The organism is Planomonospora parontospora, assembly GCA_014647935.1.
Taxonomy (GTDB): domain Bacteria; phylum Actinomycetota; class Actinomycetes; order Streptosporangiales; family Streptosporangiaceae; genus Planomonospora; species Planomonospora parontospora.
This window is the reverse complement of the sequence record BMQD01000001.1, coordinates 196,828-218,237: the sequence shown is the minus strand read 5'-3', so window position 1 is coordinate 218,237 and position 21,410 is coordinate 196,828. Positions and strand designations below refer to the sequence as shown.

At 73.1% G+C, this 21,410-nt stretch carries 18 protein-coding genes; 10 read left to right on the top strand and 8 right to left on the bottom strand.

Annotation, left to right across the window (positions count from 1 at the left end):
• Nucleotides 1–19 precede the first annotated feature (19 nt).
• On the top strand, nucleotides 20–1,396 hold the full coding sequence (locus IEZ07_RS00980) for an NCS2 family permease (protein ID WP_191893046.1): 1,377 nt from the start codon (nucleotides 20–22) through the stop codon (nucleotides 1,394–1,396).
• Between the two features lie 170 nt (nucleotides 1,397–1,566).
• Here IEZ07_RS00980 and IEZ07_RS00975 read toward each other — a convergent pair whose 3' ends face one another.
• Nucleotides 1,567–2,517 (bottom strand): excalibur calcium-binding domain-containing protein, encoded by a 951-nt coding sequence (locus tag IEZ07_RS00975; RefSeq protein ID WP_191893045.1) that lies wholly within the window; start codon nucleotides 2,515–2,517, stop codon nucleotides 1,567–1,569.
• 481 nt (nucleotides 2,518–2,998) lie between these two features.
• On the opposite strand from IEZ07_RS00975, the gene ald reads away from it, so the two are divergent.
• Complete coding sequence (gene ald, locus IEZ07_RS00970) at nucleotides 2,999–4,117, top strand: alanine dehydrogenase (RefSeq protein ID WP_191893044.1); 1,119 nt, start codon at nucleotides 2,999–3,001, stop codon at nucleotides 4,115–4,117.
• Between the two features lie 54 nt (nucleotides 4,118–4,171).
• Here the strand turns inward: ald and IEZ07_RS00965 are convergent, their stop codons facing one another.
• Nucleotides 4,172–5,197, bottom strand: coding sequence for a TerC/Alx family metal homeostasis membrane protein (locus IEZ07_RS00965; protein ID WP_191893043.1), 1,026 nt, complete (start codon nucleotides 5,195–5,197; stop codon nucleotides 4,172–4,174).
• Between the two features lie 713 nt (nucleotides 5,198–5,910).
• On the bottom strand, nucleotides 5,911–6,612 hold the full coding sequence (locus tag IEZ07_RS00960) for a thioredoxin-like domain-containing protein (protein WP_191893042.1): 702 nt from the start codon (nucleotides 6,610–6,612) through the stop codon (nucleotides 5,911–5,913).
• A 121-nt stretch (nucleotides 6,613–6,733) separates the two neighbouring features.
• On the opposite strand from IEZ07_RS00960, the gene IEZ07_RS00955 reads away from it, so the two are divergent.
• Nucleotides 6,734–7,384, top strand: coding sequence for a DUF305 domain-containing protein (locus IEZ07_RS00955; protein WP_191893041.1), 651 nt, complete (start codon nucleotides 6,734–6,736; stop codon nucleotides 7,382–7,384).
• 97 nt (nucleotides 7,385–7,481) lie between these two features.
• Nucleotides 7,482–7,781: a DUF3467 domain-containing protein gene (locus IEZ07_RS00950; protein WP_196452586.1), complete on the top strand. Its 300-nt coding sequence runs from the start codon at nucleotides 7,482–7,484 to the stop codon at nucleotides 7,779–7,781.
• 154 nt (nucleotides 7,782–7,935) lie between these two features.
• Here IEZ07_RS00950 and trpS read toward each other — a convergent pair whose 3' ends face one another.
• From trpS to IEZ07_RS00930, 4 genes are all read right to left on the bottom strand, one after another.
• Nucleotides 7,936–8,901: a tryptophan--tRNA ligase gene (gene trpS / locus IEZ07_RS00945; RefSeq protein ID WP_191893040.1), complete on the bottom strand. Its 966-nt coding sequence runs from the start codon at nucleotides 8,899–8,901 to the stop codon at nucleotides 7,936–7,938.
• A gap of 158 nt (nucleotides 8,902–9,059) precedes the next feature.
• Nucleotides 9,060–10,262: a threonine aldolase family protein gene (locus tag IEZ07_RS00940; RefSeq protein ID WP_301549295.1), complete on the bottom strand. Its 1,203-nt coding sequence runs from the start codon at nucleotides 10,260–10,262 to the stop codon at nucleotides 9,060–9,062.
• Nucleotides 10,259–10,897 (bottom strand): SDR family NAD(P)-dependent oxidoreductase, encoded by a 639-nt coding sequence (locus IEZ07_RS00935; RefSeq protein WP_191893039.1) that lies wholly within the window; start codon nucleotides 10,895–10,897, stop codon nucleotides 10,259–10,261. Before IEZ07_RS00935 ends, IEZ07_RS00940 begins: the two co-directional genes overlap by 4 nt.
• On the bottom strand, nucleotides 10,894–13,065 hold the full coding sequence (locus tag IEZ07_RS00930; RefSeq protein ID WP_191893038.1) for a DUF6421 family protein: 2,172 nt from the start codon (nucleotides 13,063–13,065) through the stop codon (nucleotides 10,894–10,896). Before IEZ07_RS00930 ends, IEZ07_RS00935 begins: the two co-directional genes overlap by 4 nt.
• 161 nt (nucleotides 13,066–13,226) lie before the next feature.
• Between IEZ07_RS00930 and IEZ07_RS00925 the strand changes: the two genes are divergently transcribed.
• From IEZ07_RS00925 to IEZ07_RS00915, 3 genes are all read left to right on the top strand, one after another.
• On the top strand, nucleotides 13,227–14,696 hold the full coding sequence (locus IEZ07_RS00925) for a UvrD-helicase domain-containing protein (RefSeq protein ID WP_191893037.1): 1,470 nt from the start codon (nucleotides 13,227–13,229) through the stop codon (nucleotides 14,694–14,696).
• Between the two features lie 194 nt (nucleotides 14,697–14,890).
• The gene (locus IEZ07_RS00920; RefSeq protein WP_191893036.1) at nucleotides 14,891–15,256 is read left to right on the top strand and encodes a DUF2267 domain-containing protein; all 366 of its coding nucleotides are present in this window, start codon (nucleotides 14,891–14,893) and stop codon (nucleotides 15,254–15,256) included.
• 219 nt (nucleotides 15,257–15,475) lie between these two features.
• The gene (locus IEZ07_RS00915) at nucleotides 15,476–16,465 is read left to right on the top strand and encodes a phosphotransferase (RefSeq protein ID WP_191893035.1); all 990 of its coding nucleotides are present in this window, start codon (nucleotides 15,476–15,478) and stop codon (nucleotides 16,463–16,465) included.
• A gap of 29 nt (nucleotides 16,466–16,494) precedes the next feature.
• Here IEZ07_RS00915 and gdhA read toward each other — a convergent pair whose 3' ends face one another.
• Nucleotides 16,495–17,838: an NADP-specific glutamate dehydrogenase gene (gene gdhA, locus IEZ07_RS00910; RefSeq protein WP_191893034.1), complete on the bottom strand. Its 1,344-nt coding sequence runs from the start codon at nucleotides 17,836–17,838 to the stop codon at nucleotides 16,495–16,497.
• Between the two features lie 712 nt (nucleotides 17,839–18,550).
• On the opposite strand from gdhA, the gene IEZ07_RS00905 reads away from it, so the two are divergent.
• The 3 genes from IEZ07_RS00905 to IEZ07_RS00895 all read left to right on the top strand — a co-directional run bounded on the left by IEZ07_RS00905 (nucleotide 18,551) and on the right by IEZ07_RS00895 (nucleotide 21,345).
• Entirely contained in the window at nucleotides 18,551–19,252 is a 702-nt protein-coding gene (locus IEZ07_RS00905; RefSeq protein WP_191893033.1) for a hypothetical protein, read from the top strand.
• Between the two features lie 264 nt (nucleotides 19,253–19,516).
• The gene (locus IEZ07_RS00900) at nucleotides 19,517–20,680 is read left to right on the top strand and encodes a sensor histidine kinase (protein WP_191893032.1); all 1,164 of its coding nucleotides are present in this window, start codon (nucleotides 19,517–19,519) and stop codon (nucleotides 20,678–20,680) included.
• Nucleotides 20,677–21,345 (top strand): response regulator, encoded by a 669-nt coding sequence (locus IEZ07_RS00895; RefSeq protein ID WP_068894356.1) that lies wholly within the window; start codon nucleotides 20,677–20,679, stop codon nucleotides 21,343–21,345. The genes IEZ07_RS00900 and IEZ07_RS00895 overlap by 4 nt, the downstream gene beginning before the upstream one ends.
• Nucleotides 21,346–21,410 lie beyond the last annotated feature (65 nt).

Genomic DNA, 21,410 nt, shown 5'->3' with positions numbered 1-21,410 from the left:
CCGTTGAGAGGGGGGACCGGTGGATCGCTTCTTCGAGCTGTCGGCGCGCGGGACGACGGTCGGCCGGGAGGTCCGGGGCGGTGTCACCACGTTCATGGCGATGGCCTACATCGTCCTGCTCAACCCGATCATCCTGGGCGGCGCCGCCGACGTCACGGGGGCGCGCCTGTCGGTGCCGCAGCTCACCACGGCCACCATCCTGACCGCGGCGGTGAGCACCCTGCTGATGGCCGTGGCCGGCAACGCGCCGTTCGGCCTGGCGACGGGGCTGGGGCTGAACGCGGTGGTCGCCTACCAGGCCGCGCCGCACATGACCTGGGCGCAGGCCATGGGGCTGGTCGTGCTGGAGGGCCTGGTGATCGTGCTGCTGGCCGTCTCGGGGCTCCGGCAGCTCATCATGAACGCCATCCCGCTCGCGCTCAAGCACGCGATCAGCGTGGGCATCGGCATGTTCATCGCGCTGATCGGCCTGGTCGACGCCGGGTTCGTCGCTCCCGGCACCGGCACGCCCGTGCAGCTGGGCACGGCCGGGCACCTGTCGGGCTGGCCGGTGGCGCTGTTCTGCCTGGGGTTGCTGCTGATGGTCGTGCTCTACGTGCGCCGGGTCCCGGCGGCCATCCTGATCGCCATCGTGGTCACCGCGCTGGCCGCGGTCGCGGTGGACTCGGTGGCGAGGGTCGACCCGGCGAGCTGGGGCGTCGTGGTGCCCCGGTTGCCGGAGGCGGTGGTCTCGGCCCCGGACTTCGGGCTCCTCGGGCAGGTGGACCTGTTCGGCGGGTTCGCCCGGGCCGGGGCGGTGACCGCCACGGTCGTGCTGTTCACGCTCGTGCTGTCCGGTTTCTTCGACGCGATGGGGACCATCATCGGCGTCAGCGACGAGGCCGGGCTGGTGGACGAGCGGGGCCGCGTCCCCCGGCTGGGCGCCATCCTGACGGTGGACGGCGTGTCCGGCGCGATCGGCGGGCTCGCCGGGGCCTCGGCCGGGACGGTCTTCGTCGAGTCGGCGGCCGGGGTCGGCGAAGGCGCCAGGACCGGTCTGGCCGCCCTGGCCACCGGCGGCCTGTTCACGCTGTCGCTGCTGTTCACCCCGCTCGCGACGGTCGTCCCGGCCGCGGCGGCGGCGCCCGCGCTCGTGCTGGTCGGGGCGCTGATGATGACCCAGGCCAAGAACGTGCCCTGGGACGACCTGTCCCTGGCGATCCCGGCCTTCCTGACGATCGCCATCATGCCGTTCACCTACGGCATCACCAACGGCGTCGGCGCGGGCGTGATCTCCTACACGGTGATCCAGGCGGCGCTCGGCCGGGGCCGGGAGATCCCGTGGCTGCTCTGGGTGGTCACGCTGGTCTTCACGGTGTATTTCGGCATCGGCGCCGTCGAGCAGGTCATCGCCTGACCGAGGCCGGGGCCGGCGGACCGGCGGCGGCCGAAGACGACGGCCGAAGACGGTGGCCGAGGACGGCGGGCGTCTTGCGGTGGACGTCTTGCGGTGGACGTCTTGTGGTGGGCGGTGAGCGCGGCGGCCGACGTCTTGCGGCGGGCCGCCGCCCGACGGTGGACGGGCTGTCAGGGGCGGTCGCTGTCGCAGGCGACGCCGTCCCCGTCCCCGTCGGCGTACCAGGCGTACTCCGGGTCGCTCTCCTTGAAGTACGGACCGTAGCCGGCCTCGGTCGCCTCCCGGCAGGTGCCGAACCTGCGGTCCGTGCCGCCCGCTCCCGCCCGGTCCGCCCCGGTCCGGCCGGAGGGGGCGGCGGCGGGAGCCGTGGTGGCCCGGCCGGCCGGGGCCGTCGTGCCGGTGGCGGGCGCGCTGGCCGGAGGGGTGGCGGGCGCGGTGGCCGCCGGGTTCGTCGCGGCCGGGGCACCGGTCGGCCCGAAGCCGGTCGGATTCGTCCCGGTGGGACCGGTGGGGGGCGGGGTGGTGGCCGGTGCGCCGGTCGGCGCGGTCGTCGGCGGGGTGGCGGGCGGCGGGGACGTGCCCGCCGGGGTGCCGCGCAGCCGGGCGACCATCGCCTCGGCCTGCTCCCTGGTGAAGGAGCCGGCGATCTGCATGCTGTCCTCGGTGATCACCTCGCCGACCCGGGGGGCCGCCAGGACCCTCCCGCCGACGACGATGGCGATCTGCTGGTCGACCGCCTCCTCGGTCAGGCTGTTGATCCGGTCGCGGAACGCGGGCGCGAAGGTGATCCGGACCGCGTAGAAGCCGTCGCCCCCCCGGACCGCGTCGATCCCCCGGACGGCGGTCACGTCGACCCCTGCGGCGACCTCGTAGCAGACCTGCCCGGCCTCGTCGGGGACGCCCTCGGGGGTCGTGCACGGTCCCGACTGCGCGGCGGTGACCGGGGCGAAGTGGATGGGCGCCGGCAGCCGCTGCGGCGGCGGGGCGCCCAGCGGCACACCGGGGTTGCGGGTCATGAGCACCGCGATGGTGGCGAGCACGCCGGTGGTCAGCACCACGAGGACCAGCGCGACGACGAGGACGGCGGTGGTGGCCCGGCTGGCCCTCGGCCCGCCCGGCACTCCGGGCGCCCGTCCGGGGACCGTTCCGGGCCCGGCGCCCCCGGAGGCCGCTCCGGGAGTCCGCCCGGGAGCCGCGCCCGGCTGCGGCGGGCCGGAGTTCGGACCGGGGAACGCGCCGCCGCCGGGGAACGCCCCGGTCCGCGCCGGGCCGGGGGCCGTTCCGGAGGCCGGCCCGGCTCCGGGGGCCGGCGGGCCGGACGGAGCCGGTGGAGGTCCCTGCGGCTCCGGCGTCGCGCCGGGTCCCGAGTGCTTCCCCATCGTCATATCCCCGCGTTCTCCACGTGTGCTGGCGTGAGCCTACCGATCTCCACAGCGAGTGCGTAATCAACCGGTAAAGGCCGGTTCGAGAAACACGATGAGCTGCGGCCGCTGACAGATTGTCGTCAACACCGGTTGATTCCTTCCATCATGGGCATGGTGGCCTTTTCCCCGGGAACGCAAAGTGAAGGAGGACCGCAGGCGGCGAACCCCTGGAGGAGTCGTGAGGATCGCAGTTCCCCGAGAGGTCAAGAACCACGAGTACCGCGTGGCGCTCACCCCGGCCGGAGCCCATGAGTTCGTCCGGCAGGGCCACCGGGTCTTCGTGGAGAAGGACGCCGGGGCCGGGTCGTCCATCCCGGACTCCTCCTTCGAGCGCGCCGGCGCGACCATCCTGGACTCGGCCGACGAGGTGTGGGCGGAGGGCGAGCTCGTCCTGAAGGTGAAGGAGCCCGTCCCCGAGGAGTACCACCGGATGCGCAAGGGACAGGTGCTGTTCACCTACCTGCACCTGGCGGCCTCCGAGGGCTGCACCCGCGCCATGCTGGACGCCGGGGTCACGGGCGTCGCCTACGAGACCGTGCAGACCCCCGACGGCCGCCTGCCGCTGCTGGCGCCGATGTCGGAGGTGGCGGGCCGGCTCGCCCCGCAGGTCGGGGCCTACCACCTGATGCGGCAGGGCGGCGGGCGCGGCGTGCTCATGGGCGGGGTGCCGGGCGTGCACGCGGCCAGGGTGGTGGTGATCGGCGCGGGGGTGTCCGGCATGAACGCCGCCGTCATCGCGCTGGGCATGCACGCCGAGGTGGTGCTGCTGGACAGGAGCATCGACCGGCTCCGCCAGGCCGACGCCGTCTACCGGGGGCACTGCCGTACGGTCGCCTCGAACATGTACGAGATCGAGCGCGCCGTCCTGGACGCCGACCTGGTCATCGGCGCCGTGCTGGTGCCCGGCGCGAAGGCCCCCACCCTGGTCAGCAACGACCTCGTCAGCCGGATGAGGCCCGGCTCGGTCCTGGTGGACATCTCCATCGACCAGGGCGGCTGCTTCGAGGACTCCCGGCCGACGACCCACGCCGACCCCACCTACCACGTGCACGACTCGGTGTTCTACTGCGTGGCCAACATGCCCGGCGCGGTCCCGCACACCTCGACCCACGCGCTGACCAACGTGACCCTGCCCTACGCCCTGTCCATCGCGGAGCTGGGCTGGCGGGAGGCCCTGCGCCGCGACCCGTCGCTGGCGCTGGGCCTGAACACGCACGAGGGGCACCTGACCAACCGCCCCGTGGCCGAGGCGCACGGGCTGGAGGCGGTGCCTCTGGAGCGGATCCTCCTCCCTTGACACCCCGTCTGCCCTGACGGTTCCGGCGGCCCCCTGCGGGCCGCCGCCGCGCGGTCAGCGCCCGGCGGGCGAGGACACCGAGTCCGGGTCGCGGCGGTCGTCGCGGCGGTTGGCGTACACGCTCGTGGCCGTGACCGTGGCCAGGACACCGATGATGACCCCCAGCGAGACCAGGGTGGGGATCTCCGGGAGCCACGTCCAGATGCCGTGCGCCCAGTGCAGGATGAGCTTGACCCCGATGAAGGCCAGGATGATGCTGAGCCCGTGGTTGAGGTGCCGCAGCTTCGTCAGGACGCCCTGCAGGACGAAGTAGAGCGCCCGCAGGCCCAGCAGGGCGAAGGCGTTCGTGGCGAAGACGATGTACGGATCCTCCGTCACGCCGTACACCGCGGGCACCGAGTCGACGGCGAAGACGATGTCGGTGGCGAAGACGGCCACGACGGCCAGTGCGAGCGGGGTGAGGGCACGGCGGCCTCCCTCCCGGACCACCATCCGGAAGCCCCGGTAGTCGCTGGTGACCGGCATGAAGCGGCGCAGCAGCCGGACCGTGCGCATGGAGGAGATGTCTACCTCCTGCTCGTGCCCGCCCAGCGCGTCTCTGAGGATCTTCACGGCGGTGACGATCAGCACCCCGCCGAAGAGCAGGAACGCCCAGGTGCCGCTCTGCAGGACGGCCGCCCCGAGCGCGATGAAGATCACGCGCAGCACCAGCGCCCCGACGATGCCGTACAGCAGGACCCGCTGGGCCAGGGCAGCCGGGACCGCGAAGGCGGCCAGCAGCAGCATGAAGACGAACAGGTTGTCCACCGACAGCGACTTCTCCACCACGTAGCCGGTGAAGAACTCCACCGACACGGTGGAGCCGTGGTCCACCCAGAGGTAGACACCGAAGACGAGGGGCAGCACCAGGTAGAAGACCGACCAGCCCACCGCCTCGCGCATCCGCACCTCGTGCGGGCGCCGGGTCAGCAGGGAGTCGAGGACGAGCAGCAGCAGCAGGACGACGACGCTGATCGTCCACATCCCCGGCGTGCCGATCGTCTCGAGGTCGGCCGAGAGCAGGCGTGCCTCAGCGGGCATGGGGTCTCCTCGAACGTGCGTGATCGTTCGAGGTCTCCTTCACCCGCGTGGAGCGGGCGGCCGTCCGAGGACGCTCTGGGGCGTCCGTACTGACCGGACCGGCGCTTGGGAAGTACTCCCCTCGCCACCAGGCTAGAGCACGCCGGAAGGTTGTCAACGCGGGGGCCGGTCGTCCGGCGGCGGCCGGGGTCCTCGGGGCCGTCCCTCCGCACGGGGTGTTTGACCAGGTACGCCGGGAGGCGGATAGTGGAAGCACAGCTCGGAGGGGAGTACCCGCCGTCCGACGCCCCGACCGTCACCACGGTCCCCGCCGATCCGGGAAGACCCGGCGGGGCGGCCCTCCCCTCCGGGGAGGGTGCGGGAAGACCTCCGTCCACACCGCCGTGCCCGTCCGCGCACGGCGAGACCCGGAGGTTCCCATGTTGCTCGCCGTGCTCCTGGAGGTCCTGCCGGGCGCGCTGCTGACGGTCTCCGCGATCGTCACCGTGGCCGTCCTGTGGCCGGGGGGACCGCCTCCGCCCCGGCCCCCTTCCTTCCTCGACCCGCCCCCCGCCTGCCGTCCCCCGGTCACCGGCGGACGGCTCCGGCCCGCGGCGGACCGCCGCCGGAGGGGCGGCCGGCGGCCGGCCCCGCGAGGGGGCCGCCGGTCGCGCAGGGTGAGGGGCGGGGCGGGCTCCCGGCCGGGGTCCTGATCCCGCCCGGGACCGCCGGGGTCAGGACGTGGGCGTGGCGCTCGGCGACGGGATCGCGGTCGGGGTCGCGTGCGGCGGGTCGGACGGGCTCGGGGAGGCCGTCGGGATCGGCTGCTCGGCGGTCGTGGTGGTCACATCGCTGTCGCAGGAGGCGCCCAGCTCGGGCGTCTCGGGTCCCTGCTTGAACTTGGCGATGAACTTGGGCAGGCGCGGGTCGTCCGCGCCCTCCAGCTTGAGCTGCTTGTTCCAGGCGCTGACCACGACCTTGGCGGGCAGGCCGGGGTACGGGCTCAGCAGCATGTAGTCCTTGGAGGCCAGCTCCTTGAGGACGTCCACCTGGTCCTTGGGCAGGTCCGGCTGGTAGGTGATCCACACGGCGCCGTGCTCCATCGAGTGCACGGCGTTCTCGTTGTTGATCGGCGCGTCGTAGATCCCGCAGTTCTGCCAGGCGGGATGGTGCTCCCCGCCCATCGGCGGGTTCTCCTTGTAGGAGACCTTGGTCTGGACGTGGAGGCTGCCGGGGTACTTGGCGCTGGTGACCGCGTCCAGCGAGGTCTTGCCCGCCTGGTCGACCAGGTAGAAGCCGACCAGCCCGACGAGCAGGAGGATGACGAGGCCTCCGCCGCCCCACATCATCAGAGCGGTCTTGCGCTCCTTGGCCTTCTGCTCCGCGCGCATCCTGGCGAGCGTCTCCCGCCGCGCCTGCGCCTTGTCCTTTGACATCAGTCCTCCACCCGGCAACCAGCTCCGGGTCACCTTATGCCCTAGTGGCGTATGTGGAGAATAAGGGATGCGAGGGACGCGAGGACGCAGGGCCGACCGGGATGAGTAGGCTTGGCGGGCAATGGAAAATCCCGTCGGCAGCACTCCGCACCCCCGGCGGCGCCTGGTCGTCGCCGCGGCTCTGGCCTGCCTCGTCGCGCTCGCCGTCGCGGTGCTCGTCCTGGGCCGGACCGGCGAGCCGACCGACGCCTCCGCCGAGGCCGGGTTCGCCCGCGACATGGCCTCCCACCACGCCCAGGCGGTGGAGATGTCGTTCATCGCCAGGGACGGCAGTTCCGACGACGCGCTCCGCCTGCTCGCCTACGACATCATCGTCACGCAGACCGCCCAGCGCGGCATGTTCATGGGCTGGCTGCAGCAGTGGGAGCTCGGCCAGGCGACCGAGCGGCCCTCGATGGCCTGGATGGCCGGTCACGGGCACGGCGGTACGGCCGGCGCCCCCGCCGCCATGCCCGGCATGGCGAGCGCGGCGGAGCTCGACCGGCTCCGCAAGGCGGCCGGCAGGGAGCAGGAGATCCTCTTCCTCCAGCTCATGATCCGCCACCACGAGGGCGGCGTGCAGATGGCGGAGGCCCTGATCAGGCTCTCCGATCGTGACGAGGTGGTCACGATGGCGCGGCACATCGTGAACACGCAGGACGGAGAGATCAAACTGATGAAGGACATGCTGAAGCAGCGGGGTGCCCAGCCGCTGCCGTCCATACGGCAATGAGTCAGGCGTACATGTGAATAGTGTCAGCGCGTTCCCTGCGCGGCCGGATTCCGGCCGGGGCGGCATGGCGGAACCGATCTGGCCGGAGGAGACTTAAGTGGTGAACGACGAGCCGGAGAACCGCCTGGAGGTGAGCATCTCCGCCGAGGTCGAGATGGGGCAGTACGCCAACTTCGCCTCGGTGTGGCACACCCAGGATGGTTTCGTCCTGGACTTCGCGGTGATCACCAGACCGCCCCAGCTGGCCAACGACCCCTCGTCGGGCCAGCACTTCGTCAGCGTGCCGACCCGGATCGTCAGCCGGATCCGCATCCCTCCGAGCCAGGTCTTCGAGCTCATGAAGGCTCTGGAGCAGCAGCTCACCCAGTACGAGCAGGAGACGGGCCACAAGCACTGACCACGCGCCCCACCCGCTCGGGGGCCCGCTCCGGTCCTCGGGCCGGTCCCGTCCCGGGTGCGGCCGCGCCCGGGACGGGCCCGCGGCCGTACCCGGGGCCGGGTCGGCCGTCCGGTCTCCGGGCGGGCCCGGACGCGGCCGCCGGAGACCTCTCTCAGGCCAGGCCCATCGCCCGGCGGGCGGCCGCCACGACCTCCGAGGCGCGCCCGGCCGCCCGGGCGGCGTGCCCCTCCAGCAGCCGGTCGAGTTCCGCCGGGTCGGCCGAGAGCTCGCCGAAGCGCCGCCGGACCGGGGCCAGCGTCTCGGTGACCGCCTCGGCCGCGTCCTTCTTGAGCGCGCCGTACGAGGCGTAGGAGAGCGACTCGACCGGCCGCCCGGTGCAGGCGGCGAGCAGGGTCAGCAGGTTCGACACCCCCGGCTTCGCCTCCGGGTCGTGGCGGACCTCCGTGCCGGAGTCGGTGACCGCACGCATGATCTTGCGCCGGACCTCGGCCGGCTCGTCCAGCAGGTGGACCGTCCCCGCGTCGGAGCCGTCGGACTTGCCCATCTTGGCGGTGGGCTCGGCCAGGTCCATGACGCGGGCGGCCAGGCGCGGGTGCACCGCCTCGGGGACCGTGAAGGTCTCGCCGTACAGGTGGTTGAAGCGCAGGGCCAGGTCCCGGGTGAGCTCGACGTGCTGGCGCTGGTCCTCCCCCACCGGGACGAGGTCCGCCCGGTGCAGCAGGATGTCGGCGGCCATCAGCGCGGGGTAGGTCAGCAGGGACAGGCGCACCTCCCGCTGACCCGCCGACTTCTCCTTGAACTGGATCATCCGGCGCATCTCGCCGTAGTGGGCGGTGCTCTCCAGCAGGTAGGCCAGCTCCGTGTGGGCGGGCACCCGCGACTGCACGTAGACCCCGGAGCGGTCCAGGCCGCAGGCGAGCAGCAGGGTCGCCGCCTCGCGGGTGCGGGCGCGCAGCCGTCCGGGGTCGTGCCTGATCGTCAGGGCGTGCAGGTCGGCGACGGCGTAGACGCAGTCGGCCTCGTCCTGGAGCCGTACGGCGGGCAGGATCGCGCCGAGGTAGTTGCCGAGCGTCAGCCGGCCGGTCGGCTTGAACGCGGAGAAGACGCGCTTGGTCATGGTTGGTCCCCTTCTCGGTGAGGGACCGCCGGACCACCGGCCGCGGGGAGGGAAAGGAAAAGGCCGCCGGTGAACGGCGGCCGTTTTCGTGTGCGCAGTCGGGGCTGGCTAGCGGGTCCGCCGGAGGGCGGCCCGCCACAGACCCAGGCTGCGGTGGTTCATGCCGGGAATCCTACCTCCTCGGCGACGGCGGCGGCGAAGGCGTCGACGTCGGCCTCGGTGGTGTCGAACGCGGTCATCCAGCGGACCTCGCCGGTGGCCTCGTTCCAGGTGTAGAAGCGGAAGCGCTTCTGCAGCCGCTCGGTGGCGTCCCGCGGCAGGATCGCGAAGACCGCGTTGGCCTCGACCGGGCGCGGGATCTCCACGCCGGGCACGTCCCGGACCGCGTCGGCGAGCCGCCGGGCCATCGCGTTGGCGTTGCGGGCGTTGCGCAGCCACAGGTCCCCGGCGAGCAGCGCCTCGAACTGCACCGAGACGAACCGCATCTTGGAGGCCAGCTGCATCGCGGTCTTGCGCAGGTAGCGCAGACCGCGCACGGCGTCCGGGTTCAGCACCACGACGGCCTCGCCGAACATCATCCCGGCCTTGGTGCCGCCGAAGGAGAGCACGTCCACCCCGGCGTCCGCGGTGAACGCGCGCAGCGGCACGTCCAGCGCGGCGGCGGCGTTGGTGATCCGGGCGCCGTCGAGGTGGACGAGCATGCCGAGCCCGTGGGCGTGCTCGCAGATCGCCCTGATCTCCTCCGGCGTGTAGAGCGTGCCCAGCTCGGTCGTCTGCGTGATCGAGACGACCTTCGGCTGGGCGCGGTGCTCGTCGCCGAAGCCCCAGGCCTGCCGGTCGATCAGCTCGGGGGTGAGCTTGCCGTCCGGGGTGGCCACGGGCAGCAGCTTGAGCCCGGCCGTACGCTCCGGCGCGCCGCCCTCGTCGGTGTGGATGTGCGCCGACTCGGCGCAGACCACGGCCTCCCAGTGCGCGGTCATCGCGCGCAGCGCGACCACGTTGGCGCCGGTGCCGTTGAACACCGGCCAGGCCTGGGCGGCCGGGCCGAAGTGGGCGCGGAAGACCTCCTGCAGCGCCTCGGTGTAGACGTCGTCGCCGTAGGCGGTCTGGTGCCCGCCGTTGGCGAGCGCGATCGCGGCGAGGATCTCCGGGTGCACGCCGGCGTAGTTGTCGCTGGCGAAGCCCTTCACCGCCGGATCGTGCCTGCGGACGGCGCCGGTCGGCGCGCCTTCCGGGCCGGTCGGCGCGGTTCCCGCGGTGTCCGCGGTTCCGGCCGTTGCGCCCGTCATCGCGTCCGTCATCGCGTCCGTCATCGCGTCCGTCATCGCGCCCGCCGCTCCGCCCGTTATCGCGTCCGTCACTTCGTCAGGTCCATTCGGGTGCCGTTGGCCTCGGTGTCCCACAGGCCCTCGATCGCCGCGGCGAGGTCGTCGACGTCGGTGAAGCCGGGGAACCTCCTGTCGGGGTCCGCGGCGCGCATGCCCTCGTGCACGAGCGCCTTGACGACCAGGATGTTCGCGGTCGCGCCGGTCCCCTCCAGGGCGTCGGCGAAGGCCAGGGTCCACGCCTCGGCGGCGGCCTTGGCGGTGCCGTACGCCGCGTTGCCCTGGGTGGGCCGCTCGGCGGCCTTGGCGGAGACGATCGCGAACCGGCCGCGCGCGCTCTCCTTGAGCAGCGGTTCGAAGGCCAGGGTGACGTGCTGGAGGGTGCGCACCAGCAGGTCGTGCAGGAGCGCCCAGTCCTCCAGCCTCGTCTCGGCGAAGGTCTTCGACCCGCGCCAGCCGCCGACCAGGTGCACCAGGCCGTCGACGCGGCCGTGCTCGGCCCGGATGTCCGCGGCGAGCCCGCGCACGGCCTCGAAGTCGAGCAGGTCGACCGCGAGTGTGCCGTCGGCGCCGGACTTGTCGACGCCGATGACGGTGTGGCCCTGGGCGGTGAAGCGGCGGACGGCGGCCTGGCCCGCCGGGCCCGCCGCGCCCGCGACGACGATGATCATGCTCGGATCCCCTTCGTGGAGTCGACGACCTCGCCGAGCTTACGGCGCAGCGCCTCGTAGAACATGCTCAGCGGGAACTCGTCGGGCAGCACCGCGTCCACCACCGCCTTCGGGAAACCGTCCGTGGGCAGGGCGTCCACTCCCCTCGCCCAGACCGAGGCCGGGTGCGGCTCGACGTAGGCCGCGACGAGCTCGTGCGCGGCCAGCCAGTGGGCGAGCTTGGAGCGGTCGATGCCGTCGCGGTAGAGCTTCTCCACCTCGCCGCGCAGGTCGGCGACGGTGTCGGCGAGCCGGGACCAGTCGACGCTGAGCCGGTTGTCGGTCCACCGGACGACGTCGTTGCGGTGCAGGTAGGCGAAGAGCAGCTGGCCGCCGAGGCCGTCGTAGTTGCGGACCCGCCCGCCGGTGATCGGGAAGCGGAACAGCCGGTCGAACAGGATCGCGTGCTGGACGTACCGGGCGTGCGGCACGCCCTCGGCCTCCAGCCGCACCGCCTCGCCGAACGCGGTCAGGTCGCAGCGCAGCTCCTCCAGGGAGTAGAGCCAGTACGGCATGCGCTGCTTGATCATGAACGGGTCGAACGGCAGGTCGCCGTGGCTGTGGGTGCGGTCGTGGATCAGGTCCCAGAGCACGAAGGTGTCCTGGGCCAGCTCCTGCGACTCCAGCAGCCGGGCCGCGTCCGGCGGCAGGGCCAGCTTGAGCGTGTCGGCCGCGGCCCGGCCGACCCGGCGGAAGCGGGCGGCCTCGCGGTCGCAGAAGATGCCGCCCCAGGTGAAGCGGGCCGGGGTCTCGCGGACCGCGACGGTCTCGGGGAAGAGCACCGCGGAGTCGGTGTCGTAGCCGGAGGTGAAGTCCTCGAAGGCGATCGGCACGAACATCGGGTTGTCGTAGCGGGCGCCCTCCAGCTCGGCGAGCCACTGCGGCCAGACGGTCCGGATCCAGACGGCCTCGACGTGCCGGCGGGTGCTGCCGTTCTGCGTGTACATCGGGAAGACGACGAGGTGCTCCAGGCCGTCGATCCGCTGGGCGTCGGGGTGGAAGGCGTCGAGCGAGTCGAGGAAGTCGGGGACGCCGAGGCCCTGCGCGACCCACTTGCCGAAGTCCGCGACGACCGCGTCGAGGTAGGCCGCGTCGTGCGGGAAGCGCGGCGCCAGCTCGGTGATCCGGTCGACGATCTCGGAGATCAGCGCGACGGCCAGGTCGCGGTCCCCCTCGATCGAGCCGTCCTTGGCCTGCAGCGGCTGGAGCCGCTCCACCGCGTCCTTGAGCCCGGCGAAGGCGGCCCGGGCGTCGCCGCCGATCCGCTCGGCCCGCTCGGGGACCCGGGCGGCCCAGGTGACGAGGTTGCCCCAGAGCGCGGCGTGGTCGTACTCGCCGATCGAGTCGTCGCCGAACAGGTCGGAGTCGGCGACCACGACGACGCGCCCCCTGCCGTGCCGTACGGCCAGCGCGAGCGGCCGGCCGGCCGGATCGGCGGTCGGGGAGGTCGAGAAGAGCACGGTGACGTCCCCGGGGGCGAGCCCGGGGTCGGCGGACAGGACGCCCGCCCGGTAGAAGCAGGCGCGGTGGGCCCCGGCCAGGAGGTCCTCCGCCCCGGTCTCGCCGGGCACGCCCATCACCCAGGAGGCCACGCCGTTGTGGGCGTTGCGGGGGTCCTGCACGGTGGTGTGCTCGACGCGGACGCCGAAGACGTCGAGGAGGTCGGCGAGGTTGCTGCCGTACTTGTCCTGCTCGCACTCGGCCAGCACGACGAGGCCGCCGCCCCCGGCGACGTAGGTCTCGATCGCGTCGAGCTCCTCGGCGGGGAAGACCGGGCTGCCCAGGCCGGTGGTGCGCTCCCAGCGGCCGGCCGAGGGGTGGGCGATCACGAGCACGTCGGCGCCGTCGAGGACGGCCGGGGTGATCGCGCCCCCGCCTCCGGCGGCGCCTCCCGCCGCGCTCCCGTCCGCACCCTCGGCGGCGTTCCCGGCAGCGCTTCCGACGGTGCTTCCGACGGTGTCCCCGGTGTGCGCGGTGACGGTGTGGCCCAGGCGGCGGAGCAGCTCGGCGGCGCGGGCGTAGCTGTTGTCGTCCGGATGGCCCGGGTTCATGGCCTCGGCCACCTCCCGCCGGATGGTCCACGACTCACTGTGTGCCTCATCGAACAGCACCCGCGGGAATGCCCTCACGAAAAATCCTCCTGCCATCCGGTCTCATTGAGGGAAAATATACACATCTTGCCCGAATATCGACACACCCCTTATCCTCTGCATGGGATCCGCGGGGATGCGGACCCGGTCGGGACCCGCCCGGTGACACGGACCGGCGACACGGAGGAGTGCATCCGCGCGTGAGCACCTCCGCCGCGGCCGGACCGGACGAGCTGGGTGACGCGCGCTCCCGCCCGTTCGTGGTCTGGCGGACCTTCCTCCACCCCGAGCAGCACCGGATCGCCTACCGCGGGTCGTACTCCGGCCCGGCCCAGGTCTCGGGCGGTCCCGGGACCGGCAAGACGACCATCGCCCTGCACCGGGCCGCCCACCTCGCGCACCGGCTCGCCGCGCACGGTCCCGGCGGGACGGTGCTGCTGACCACCTACGCCCGCAACCTCGCCGAGGCGCTCGACCGCCAGCTCGCCCTGCTCGTCGGCGACGAGCGGGCCTACCGGCGCGTCGAGGTCTCCGGGATCGACCGGCTGGCCATGCGCACCGTCCGCGGCGCGCTCGGCCTCTACCCGCAGACGGTCTCCCGGCCCGACCTCGAACGGGCCTGGGACGCGGCCGCGCGGCGCTCCGGCCTGCCGTACGGCGGAGGCTTCCTGCTGCGCGAGTGGGAGCAGGTCGTCCTGGCGCAGGACATCCGCGACGAGGAGGCGTACCTCGCCTGCGCGCGTCCCGGCCGGGGGACCCGGCTGCCCCGCGGCCGCCGGGCGGCCGTCTGGCGGGTGATCGCCGAGGAGACCGGCCGGCTCCGGGCGGCGGGGCGCTGGACCTACCTGCAACTGGCCGACGAGGCCGCCCGGCTGCTGCGGGAACGGGCGGCGCCGCCGTACCGGCACGTGGTGGTCGACGAGGCGCAGGACCTGCACCCGGCGCAGTGGCGGCTGCTGCGCGCGGCGGTGGCGCCCGGTCCCGACGACCTGTTCCTGACCGGCGACCCGCACCAGCGGATCCACGACCACCGGGTCTCGCTGTCGTCGCTGGGCATCGAGGTGCGGGGGCGCAGCCACCGGGTGCGGATCAGCTACCGGACCACGCAGGAGATCCTCGACTGGGCCGTGCCGATCCTGGGCGGCACGTCCGCGGCGGGCCTGGACGGGGCCGACGACGACCTGGAGGGCTACCGCTCCCCCGTCCGGGGCGACCGGCCGGCGGTGCTGCGGGCCGCCGACGCCGCCACCGAGATGGCCGCGCTGGCCGGCCAGGTCCGCGTCTGGCTGGACTCCGGCGTGGAGCCCTCCGCGATCGCCGTGATCACCCGGTTCTTCGGCATGGCCAGGGCGGCGCGGGAGACGCTGACCGCCGCGGGCGTGCCCACGGCGTTCCTGGGCGGCGGCGACGAGCGCGACACCGTGCAGGTCGGCCTGATGCACAAGGCCAAGGGCCTGGAGTTCCGCTGCGTCGCGGTCATCGGCGCCTCGGCCGGGCTGGTCCCGCACCCGTCCGTGCTGACCGCCGAGGACGAGGACCCGGTCACCCGCGCGCTGGACCTGCAGCGGGAGCGCAGCCTGCTCTTCGTCGCCTGCACCCGGGCCCGCGACCGCCTGTACGTCTCCTACACCGGCGACCCGAGCCCCTTCCTGTCAGCCGCCGTTCCATAGCGACCGGGCACCGGGGCGCGGGGGCCGGACCCGCGGAGCCCGGACACGTGGAGCCCGCACGCCGGGGCGCGGAGGCGGATGCGCGGGGCCCGGACGCCGGACGGGCGGCGGCCGGTTCACGGCTTGGTCAAGGATCGTTTGGCGCCGTGGGGACCGGGCACGCCTCCGAACCGGATAGGAGGGGAGGAAACGCCATGAACGAGGGCGAATTCATCAGAGTGGTGTGCAACGAGTCAGGGCTCACCCAGGACCAGGCGGAGATCCTGACCCAGGCCACGCTGGAGACACTGGCCGAGCGCCTGACCCCCGAGGAGGCCGACGACCTGGCGTCCCAGCTGCCCGAGTCGATGCAGGACCTGCTGCTCTCGGACCGCGAGACCCCCGACGACTTCGGGCTCGACGAATTCGTCCGGCGGGTCAGCGAACGCTCGGGAGCGGACGTCTCCGAGATCAGGGAGGACGTGCACTCGGTCTTCTCCGCGCTGCGCCTGGCCACCGCGCCCGGAGAGCTCGACGACGTGCTCTCCCAGCTGCCGAGGGAGTTCGCGGAGGTGCTCTGAGGAGCCGCGCGGACGGTCCCGGCCACTTCTCACGGAGAAGAGCGCTCCGACGGCCGGCTCCAGCGGGCGCAGGACATCTTCGGCGCCCGGAGATCCGCCGGCCATCGCCCCCTCCGGCCCGTGAGCGCTCCCGGATCACGGACAAGCGGCCTCCCCCGCCGCCCCCTCGGCCGCGGCCGAGGGGGCGGCGGCGCCCCGCCACCCGATAGCGTGACGGCCATGGCGATCAGTGGTCCGGGGAGCACATCCGGGGCGGGCGGCGGCCCGGCGGGGGCGTCGGTGACGGGCGCGGCGCCGGAGTGGGCGGCCGAGCAGGACGTCCGGGAGGGCGACGCGGCGGCGCTGGTCGGCGCGCAGTTCCCCGACCTGCGCGGGGCGCCGGTCCGGCTGCTGGCCACCGGTTGGGACAACACCGTCCACCTCGTCGGCGAGCGCTGGGCGTTCCGGTTCCCGCGCCGGGCCGTCGCGCTGCCCGGTGTCGAGCGGGAGATCGCGACGCTGCCCGCCCTGGCGGAACGGCTGCCGCTGGCCCTGCCGGTGCCGGCCCGGGTCGGGCGGCCGTCCGGCGCCTATCCGTGGCCGTTCTGGGGCGCGGAGCTGATCCCCGGCGAGGAACTGGCCGAAGCGGAGCTCTCCGCCGACGGGCGGGTGCGGGCCGCCGCCGGCCTTGGCGCGTTCCTGCGCGCCCTGCACGATCCGGAGCTGGCCGTCGCGGCGGGCGGCGGCCTGCCCGTCGACCCGATGCGCCGGGGCGACCCGGGCGTCCGGGCGCCGATGGCCCGGGAGCGGCTGGGCCGGCTGGTGCGGCGCGGCGTGTGGACCCCGGACCCGGCCGTCGACCGGCTCCTCGCCGACGGCGAGAAGGCGGGCCCGCCTCCCGGCCCCGCGGTCGTCTCCCACGGCGACCTGCACCTGCGGCACCTGCTGGTCGGCCCGGACGGGCGGGCGACCGGCGTCATCGACTGGGGCGACCTGTGCCGGGCCGACCCGGCGGTCGACCTCTCACTCGCCTACGCCGGTTTCGACGGGGCCGCCCGTACGGCTCTGCTCTCGGCCTACGGGCGGCCCGTCGGTCCCGGGCGCGAGCTGGCGGCGCGCGTGCTCGCGGTGTGCCTGTGCGCGGTGCTGGCCGACTACGCCGAGTCCACCGGCCGCGCCCGGCTGCTGGCCGCCTCCCTCACCGGCCTCCGCCGCGCCGTCGGCGACTGACGCGCCGCCGCCCGGCGGGCCGGAGGAGGTCAGATCAGGCCGAGGGAGAGCATGGCGTCGGCGACCCGCTTGAAACCGTCGATGTTGGCGCCGGCCACGTAGTCGCCCGGCATGCCGTACTCGTCGGCCGTCTTCAGGCAGCGGGCGTGGATGTCGCGCATGATCTCCTGGAGGCGGCGCTCGGAGAACTCGAAGCTCCACGAGTCACGGCTGGCGTTCTGCTGCATCTCCAGCGCGCTGGTGGCCACGCCGCCCGCGTTGGCGGCCTTGCCCAGGCCGAAGGCCACGCCGGCCTCCCGGAAGACCCGGATGCCCTCCGGCATGGTGGGCATGTTGGCGCCCTCGCCGACCGCGACGCAGCCGTTGCGCACCAGCGTCTCGGCGTCGCGGCCGGTGAGCTCGTTCTGGGTGGCGGACGGCATCGCCACCTCGCACGGCACCTCCCAGATGCTCCGGCCCGCCACGAACCTGGCTTCGCCGCCGCGGCGCTTGGCGTAGACGTCCACGCGCAGCCGCTCGACCTCCTTGACCTGCTTGAGCAGGTCGAGGTCGATGCCCTTCTCGTCGACGACGTAGCCGGAGGAGTCGGAGCAGGCGATGACGGTGCCGCCGAGCTGCTGGACCTTCTCGGTCGTGTAGATCGCGACGTTGCCGGAGCCGGAGACCACGACGCGCTTGCCGTCGAAGGACGTGCCCCGGGCCTTGAGCATCTCCTCGACGAAGAACGCGCAGCCGTACCCGGTGGCCTCGGTGCGCACCTGGGCGCCGCCGTAGCTGAGGCCCTTGCCGGTGATCACGCCGGACTCGTAGCGGTTGGTGATGCGCTTGTACTGGCCGAACAGGTAGCCGACCTCGCGCCCGCCGACGCCGATGTCACCGGCGGGGACGTCGGTGTACTCGCCGATGTGGCGGTAGAGCTCGGTCATGAAGCTCTGGCAGAAGCGCATGATCTCGCGCTGGGACCGGCCCTTGGGGTCGAAGTCCGAGCCGCCCTTGCCGCCGCCGATGGGCAGGCCGGTGAGGCTGTTCTTGAAGATCTGCTCGAAGCCGAGGAACTTCACGATGCCGAGGTAGACCGAGGGGTGGAAGCGCAGACCGCCCTTGTACGGGCCCAGCGCGCTGTTGAACTCGACCCGGAAGCCCCGGTTGATGTGCACCTCGCCCTGGTCGTCCTCCCACGGCACCCGGAAGATGATCTGCCGCTCGGGCTCGCAGATCCGCTCGATGATCTTCGACTCGGCGTATTCGGGATGCTTCCCGAGGACCGGCCCGATGCTCTCCAGCACTTCCCGGACGGCCTGGTGGAACTCGGTCTCCCCCGGGTTCCGGCGCAGGACGCTGTCGTAGATGGATGCCAGTTTCTCGTGCAACATCACTTGTCTTCCTGATTGTCGGATCTCACAGCTTTGGTCTAGACCTTATGAGATGCCCGTAACACGCCGTTTACCGACCCTGGAAGATGCGCGCGTCCTGCCCGCCGGCAGGACTTCCGGATCCCCGGGCGATGGACGGCAGGAAGGGGCCGGGGAACCATCGTCCAGCACGGAACACCAGCTCAGACCCCCGGCACGGGTAAGGAAACCTTCATCTTCGGTGATCCTCGGAGCACCGGCCGGACTCCGGAGTTCCGACCGGATGCCGGAAGTGTCGTCCATATTCTGAGACGCCGTCCAGGCGCCGAAGCCCCGGCCGGGCACAGGCGGCAGCGGAGTGACGCCGACCCGCTCCGGATCGCGGATTGCGAACCGAGGACTGCGAAGCAGGGAGCACGGACCGGGGATCGCGGACCACGGACCACGGGTTGCGGACCACGGGCTGCGGATCGGGGGCCAGGGATCACGGATCGGGGATCGCGGGCTCAGGCCATGGCTCCGGAGGGGACCCCGGGGGACGCCTCTTACCCCGCCAGGAGGACGCCGGATCAGCCCCGCGGCGGACGCCCCCGCGGCGGGCGGCGGAATACCTTCCTGGCGACAGTTCCACGCAGGCGGCTCCCCACGGGATCCGTACCGGAGGCGGCGGGATCCGCACCCGCGTCCACCCCGGCGCCTGCGCACCGTGACTCCGCACAGGCAGGGAAACCCCGTGTTCAAGGACTCCGCAGACTTCAGGCGCGTCGCCTCCGGCGTGCTGCTGATCGTCGCCCCGCTCCTCCAGGCGATCGCCGTCATCCTCGACCCCGGGACCTGGGGCGACGAGCGCGAGGCGGTCAGCTTCGGCGACGACCCCGTCCTCGCCCAGGTCCAGTCGGTGCTCTACCACTGGGCGTACCTGCTGATGGCGCTGGCCGCCCTCGGCCTGCTGCACGTGATGCGCCGCCGCGCGGCGGTGTTCGGGCACATCGCCGGCCCGCTCGTCATCCTCGGCTACATCAACCTGTCGGGCCTGCTGATGGCCGATCCGGTGGAGTGGTGGCTCGGCCGGCACCACAGCCCCGAGGAGGCCACCCGCATCATGGACGAGATGGTGAACCTGCCCGGCGTCATTTTCGGCTTCCAGATGCCGTGGATCTTCTTCGCCATCTTCGGCATGCCGGTCCTGGCCGTCGGCGCCTGGCGGGCCGGCTTCGCCCACTGGTGGATCCCGCTCGTCCTCGCGGTCGGCTACGGCGGCTCGATGTTCGTCGGGTACGGCCCGGCGACCGTCGTGCTCTGGGGCATCCCGGTGGCCGCGCTGGGCGCCCTCGGCGTCAGGATGCTCCGGATGAGCCGCGACGAGTGGATCTCCTACTACCCCACCGCCTCCACCGCCGTCGCGTCCGCGCCGGCCGCGGGCGTCGGGGCCTGAGTCCCACCGGCTCCGCCGCTTCACCGGTGGAGCCGGCTCCCGGTGGAGGCGGGGCGCCGATGAGGCCGGGACCCGGTGGGGCCGGGACACCGGTGAGGGGCGGCACACCGCCCCCGAGGGAGCCGGGATCCCGGCGGAACCGGGGATACCGTCCCCCCGGAGGGCCGATGGCCCCTCCGGGGGGACTTGTGGCCCACTTGCAAGCCACTTGGGCAGGGGTTTTGTCCTATATGCAATAGCGACGCGAGGGTTTAGTCTCCCCGCATGGCGCTTCCCCTCCCCCTCTCCCGGCACCTCCGCACGGTGCCGAGAGTCGATCTGCTGATCGGCGCCGCGATCATCGCCCTCGGCACGCTCGAGGCGTTCACCGTCGCGACCGAGTACGGCGCGGCCGAGACCCCCGAACTGTGGTGGATCGGCCAGGCGCTCGTCACCGGCGTGCTCGTCTGGTTCCGCCGCAAGGCCCCGGTCGCGGTCTTCATCCTGATGATCCTCGTCCAGTACGCCTGGCACCGGCAGGGCTACGAGCACTGCCAGGTCTGGCAGCTGTTCTCCCTGCTGCTCGTCTTCCACACCGTCGGCGCGGAACTGCCGTTCAGGCCCGGCCTGGCCTGGGCCGTGACCGGCGTCCTCGTCTTCGACTCCGGCGCGGTGGACCACCGGTGGCTCCCGGCGGAGGAGGTCATCTTCCTGACCGTCGTCTTCGGCTCCGCCTACCTCACCGGCCTGGCGGTCAACGCCTACGCCACCCGGGCCCGCCGCCTGGCCGAGCACGCCGTACGGCTGGAACGCGACCGGGAGCGCCGGGCCGCCGAGGCCGTCGCCGAGGAGCGCACCCGCATCGCCCGCGAGCTGCACGACGTCGTCGCGCACAGCGTGAGCATGATGGTCATGCAGGCCGGGGTGCTGCGCCGGAGGGGCGGCGGCGACGCCGACGCGCTGCTCGGCATCGAGCGCTCGGGCCGCGAGGCGGTCGAGGAACTGCGCGTCATGCTCGGCGCGCTGCGCATGCCGCTGGACGAGGCCATCCCGCAGCCGGGACTGGACATGCTCGCCACCACCGTCGCCTCGCTCGCCTCCTCGGGCCTGCGCATCACGCTGTCCGTCACCGGCGAGCCCGTACGGCTCGCACCGGGTCTGGACCTGTCCGCCTACCGCATCGCGCAGGAGGCGCTCACCAACGCGGTCAAGCACGCGGACGAGTCCGAGATCTCCGTCCGCGTCGCCTACCTGGACGACTCCGTGGAGGTGGAGGTCCTCGACACCGGCGGTGCGGGCTCGGCTCCGGAGCTGTCGACCGGCAACGGCCTCATCGGCATGCGCGAGCGCGCCACCCTGTTCGGCGGCACGTTCGAGGCCGGCCCGCGCGCCGAGGGCGGGTTCCGGGTCCATGCACGGCTCCCGCTCTCCCTGGAGGTCCTGGTATGAGTGACGTCATCCGCATCGTGATCGCCGACGACCAGGCGATGGTCCGCGCGGGCCTGAAGCTCGTGGTGGAGAGCGAGCCCGGCATGGAGGTCGTCGGGGAGGCCGCCGACGGGCTGGAGGCCGTCGCGGTGGCCCGCCGCACCCGGCCGGACATCGTCCTGATGGACATCTCCATGCCCCGCATGGACGGCCTCACCGCGGCCCGGCAGCTGCTCGACCAGCCGGACCCGCCCCGGGTCGTCATGCTGACCACCTTCGACACCGACGAGAACCTCTACGCCGCGCTGCGGGCGGGGACCAGCGGCTTCCTGCTCAAGGTCTCCCCGCCCGAGCAGCTCGTCGAGGCCGTCCGCGTCGTGGTCGGCGGTGACGCCCTGCTGGACCCGGCGGTGACCACGCGGGTCATCGCCTCCTTCGCCGGCCGCCACGAGCCCGCGCCCCCGCCCCGGCTCGGCGAGCTGACGCCGCGGGAGCTGGAGGTGCTGCGGTTCCTGGCCCGTGGCCTGACCAACGCCGAGATCGCCAAGGAGCTCTTCGTCGGCGAGGCGACCGTCAAGACGCACGTGGCGCGGGTGCTCATGAAGCTGCACCTGCGCGACCGCGCCCAGGCGGTGGTGTTCGCCTACGAGTCCGGGGTGGTGCGGCCGGGCGCGGCGGTCGGCTGAGACGCGACCTCCGGGCCGCCGGCGCCGCCGAGCCCGACGCCTCCCTGCCGCCGGCGTCGCTGAGT

Excerpts from the sequence above, each read along its gene's own strand:
- IEZ07_RS00965 (WP_191893043.1), bottom strand. The coding sequence starts at position 5,197 with ATGCCCGCTGAGGCACGCCTGCTCTCGGCCGACCTCGAGACGATCGGC.
- IEZ07_RS00915 (WP_191893035.1), top strand. The coding sequence starts at position 15,476 with ATGGCGATCAGTGGTCCGGGGAGCACATCCGGGGCGGGCGGCGGCCCG.
- IEZ07_RS00920 (WP_191893036.1), top strand. The coding sequence starts at position 14,891 with ATGAACGAGGGCGAATTCATCAGAGTGGTGTGCAACGAGTCAGGGCTC.
- IEZ07_RS00955 (WP_191893041.1), top strand. The coding sequence starts at position 6,734 with ATGGAAAATCCCGTCGGCAGCACTCCGCACCCCCGGCGGCGCCTGGTC.
- IEZ07_RS00960 (WP_191893042.1), bottom strand. The coding sequence starts at position 6,612 with ATGTCAAAGGACAAGGCGCAGGCGCGGCGGGAGACGCTCGCCAGGATG.
- trpS (WP_191893040.1), bottom strand. The coding sequence starts at position 8,901 with ATGACCAAGCGCGTCTTCTCCGCGTTCAAGCCGACCGGCCGGCTGACG.
- gdhA (WP_191893034.1), bottom strand. The coding sequence starts at position 17,838 with ATGTTGCACGAGAAACTGGCATCCATCTACGACAGCGTCCTGCGCCGG.
- IEZ07_RS00935 (WP_191893039.1), bottom strand. The coding sequence starts at position 10,897 with ATGATCATCGTCGTCGCGGGCGCGGCGGGCCCGGCGGGCCAGGCCGCC.
- IEZ07_RS00895 (WP_068894356.1), top strand. The coding sequence starts at position 20,677 with ATGAGTGACGTCATCCGCATCGTGATCGCCGACGACCAGGCGATGGTC.
- IEZ07_RS00900 (WP_191893032.1), top strand. The coding sequence starts at position 19,517 with ATGGCGCTTCCCCTCCCCCTCTCCCGGCACCTCCGCACGGTGCCGAGA.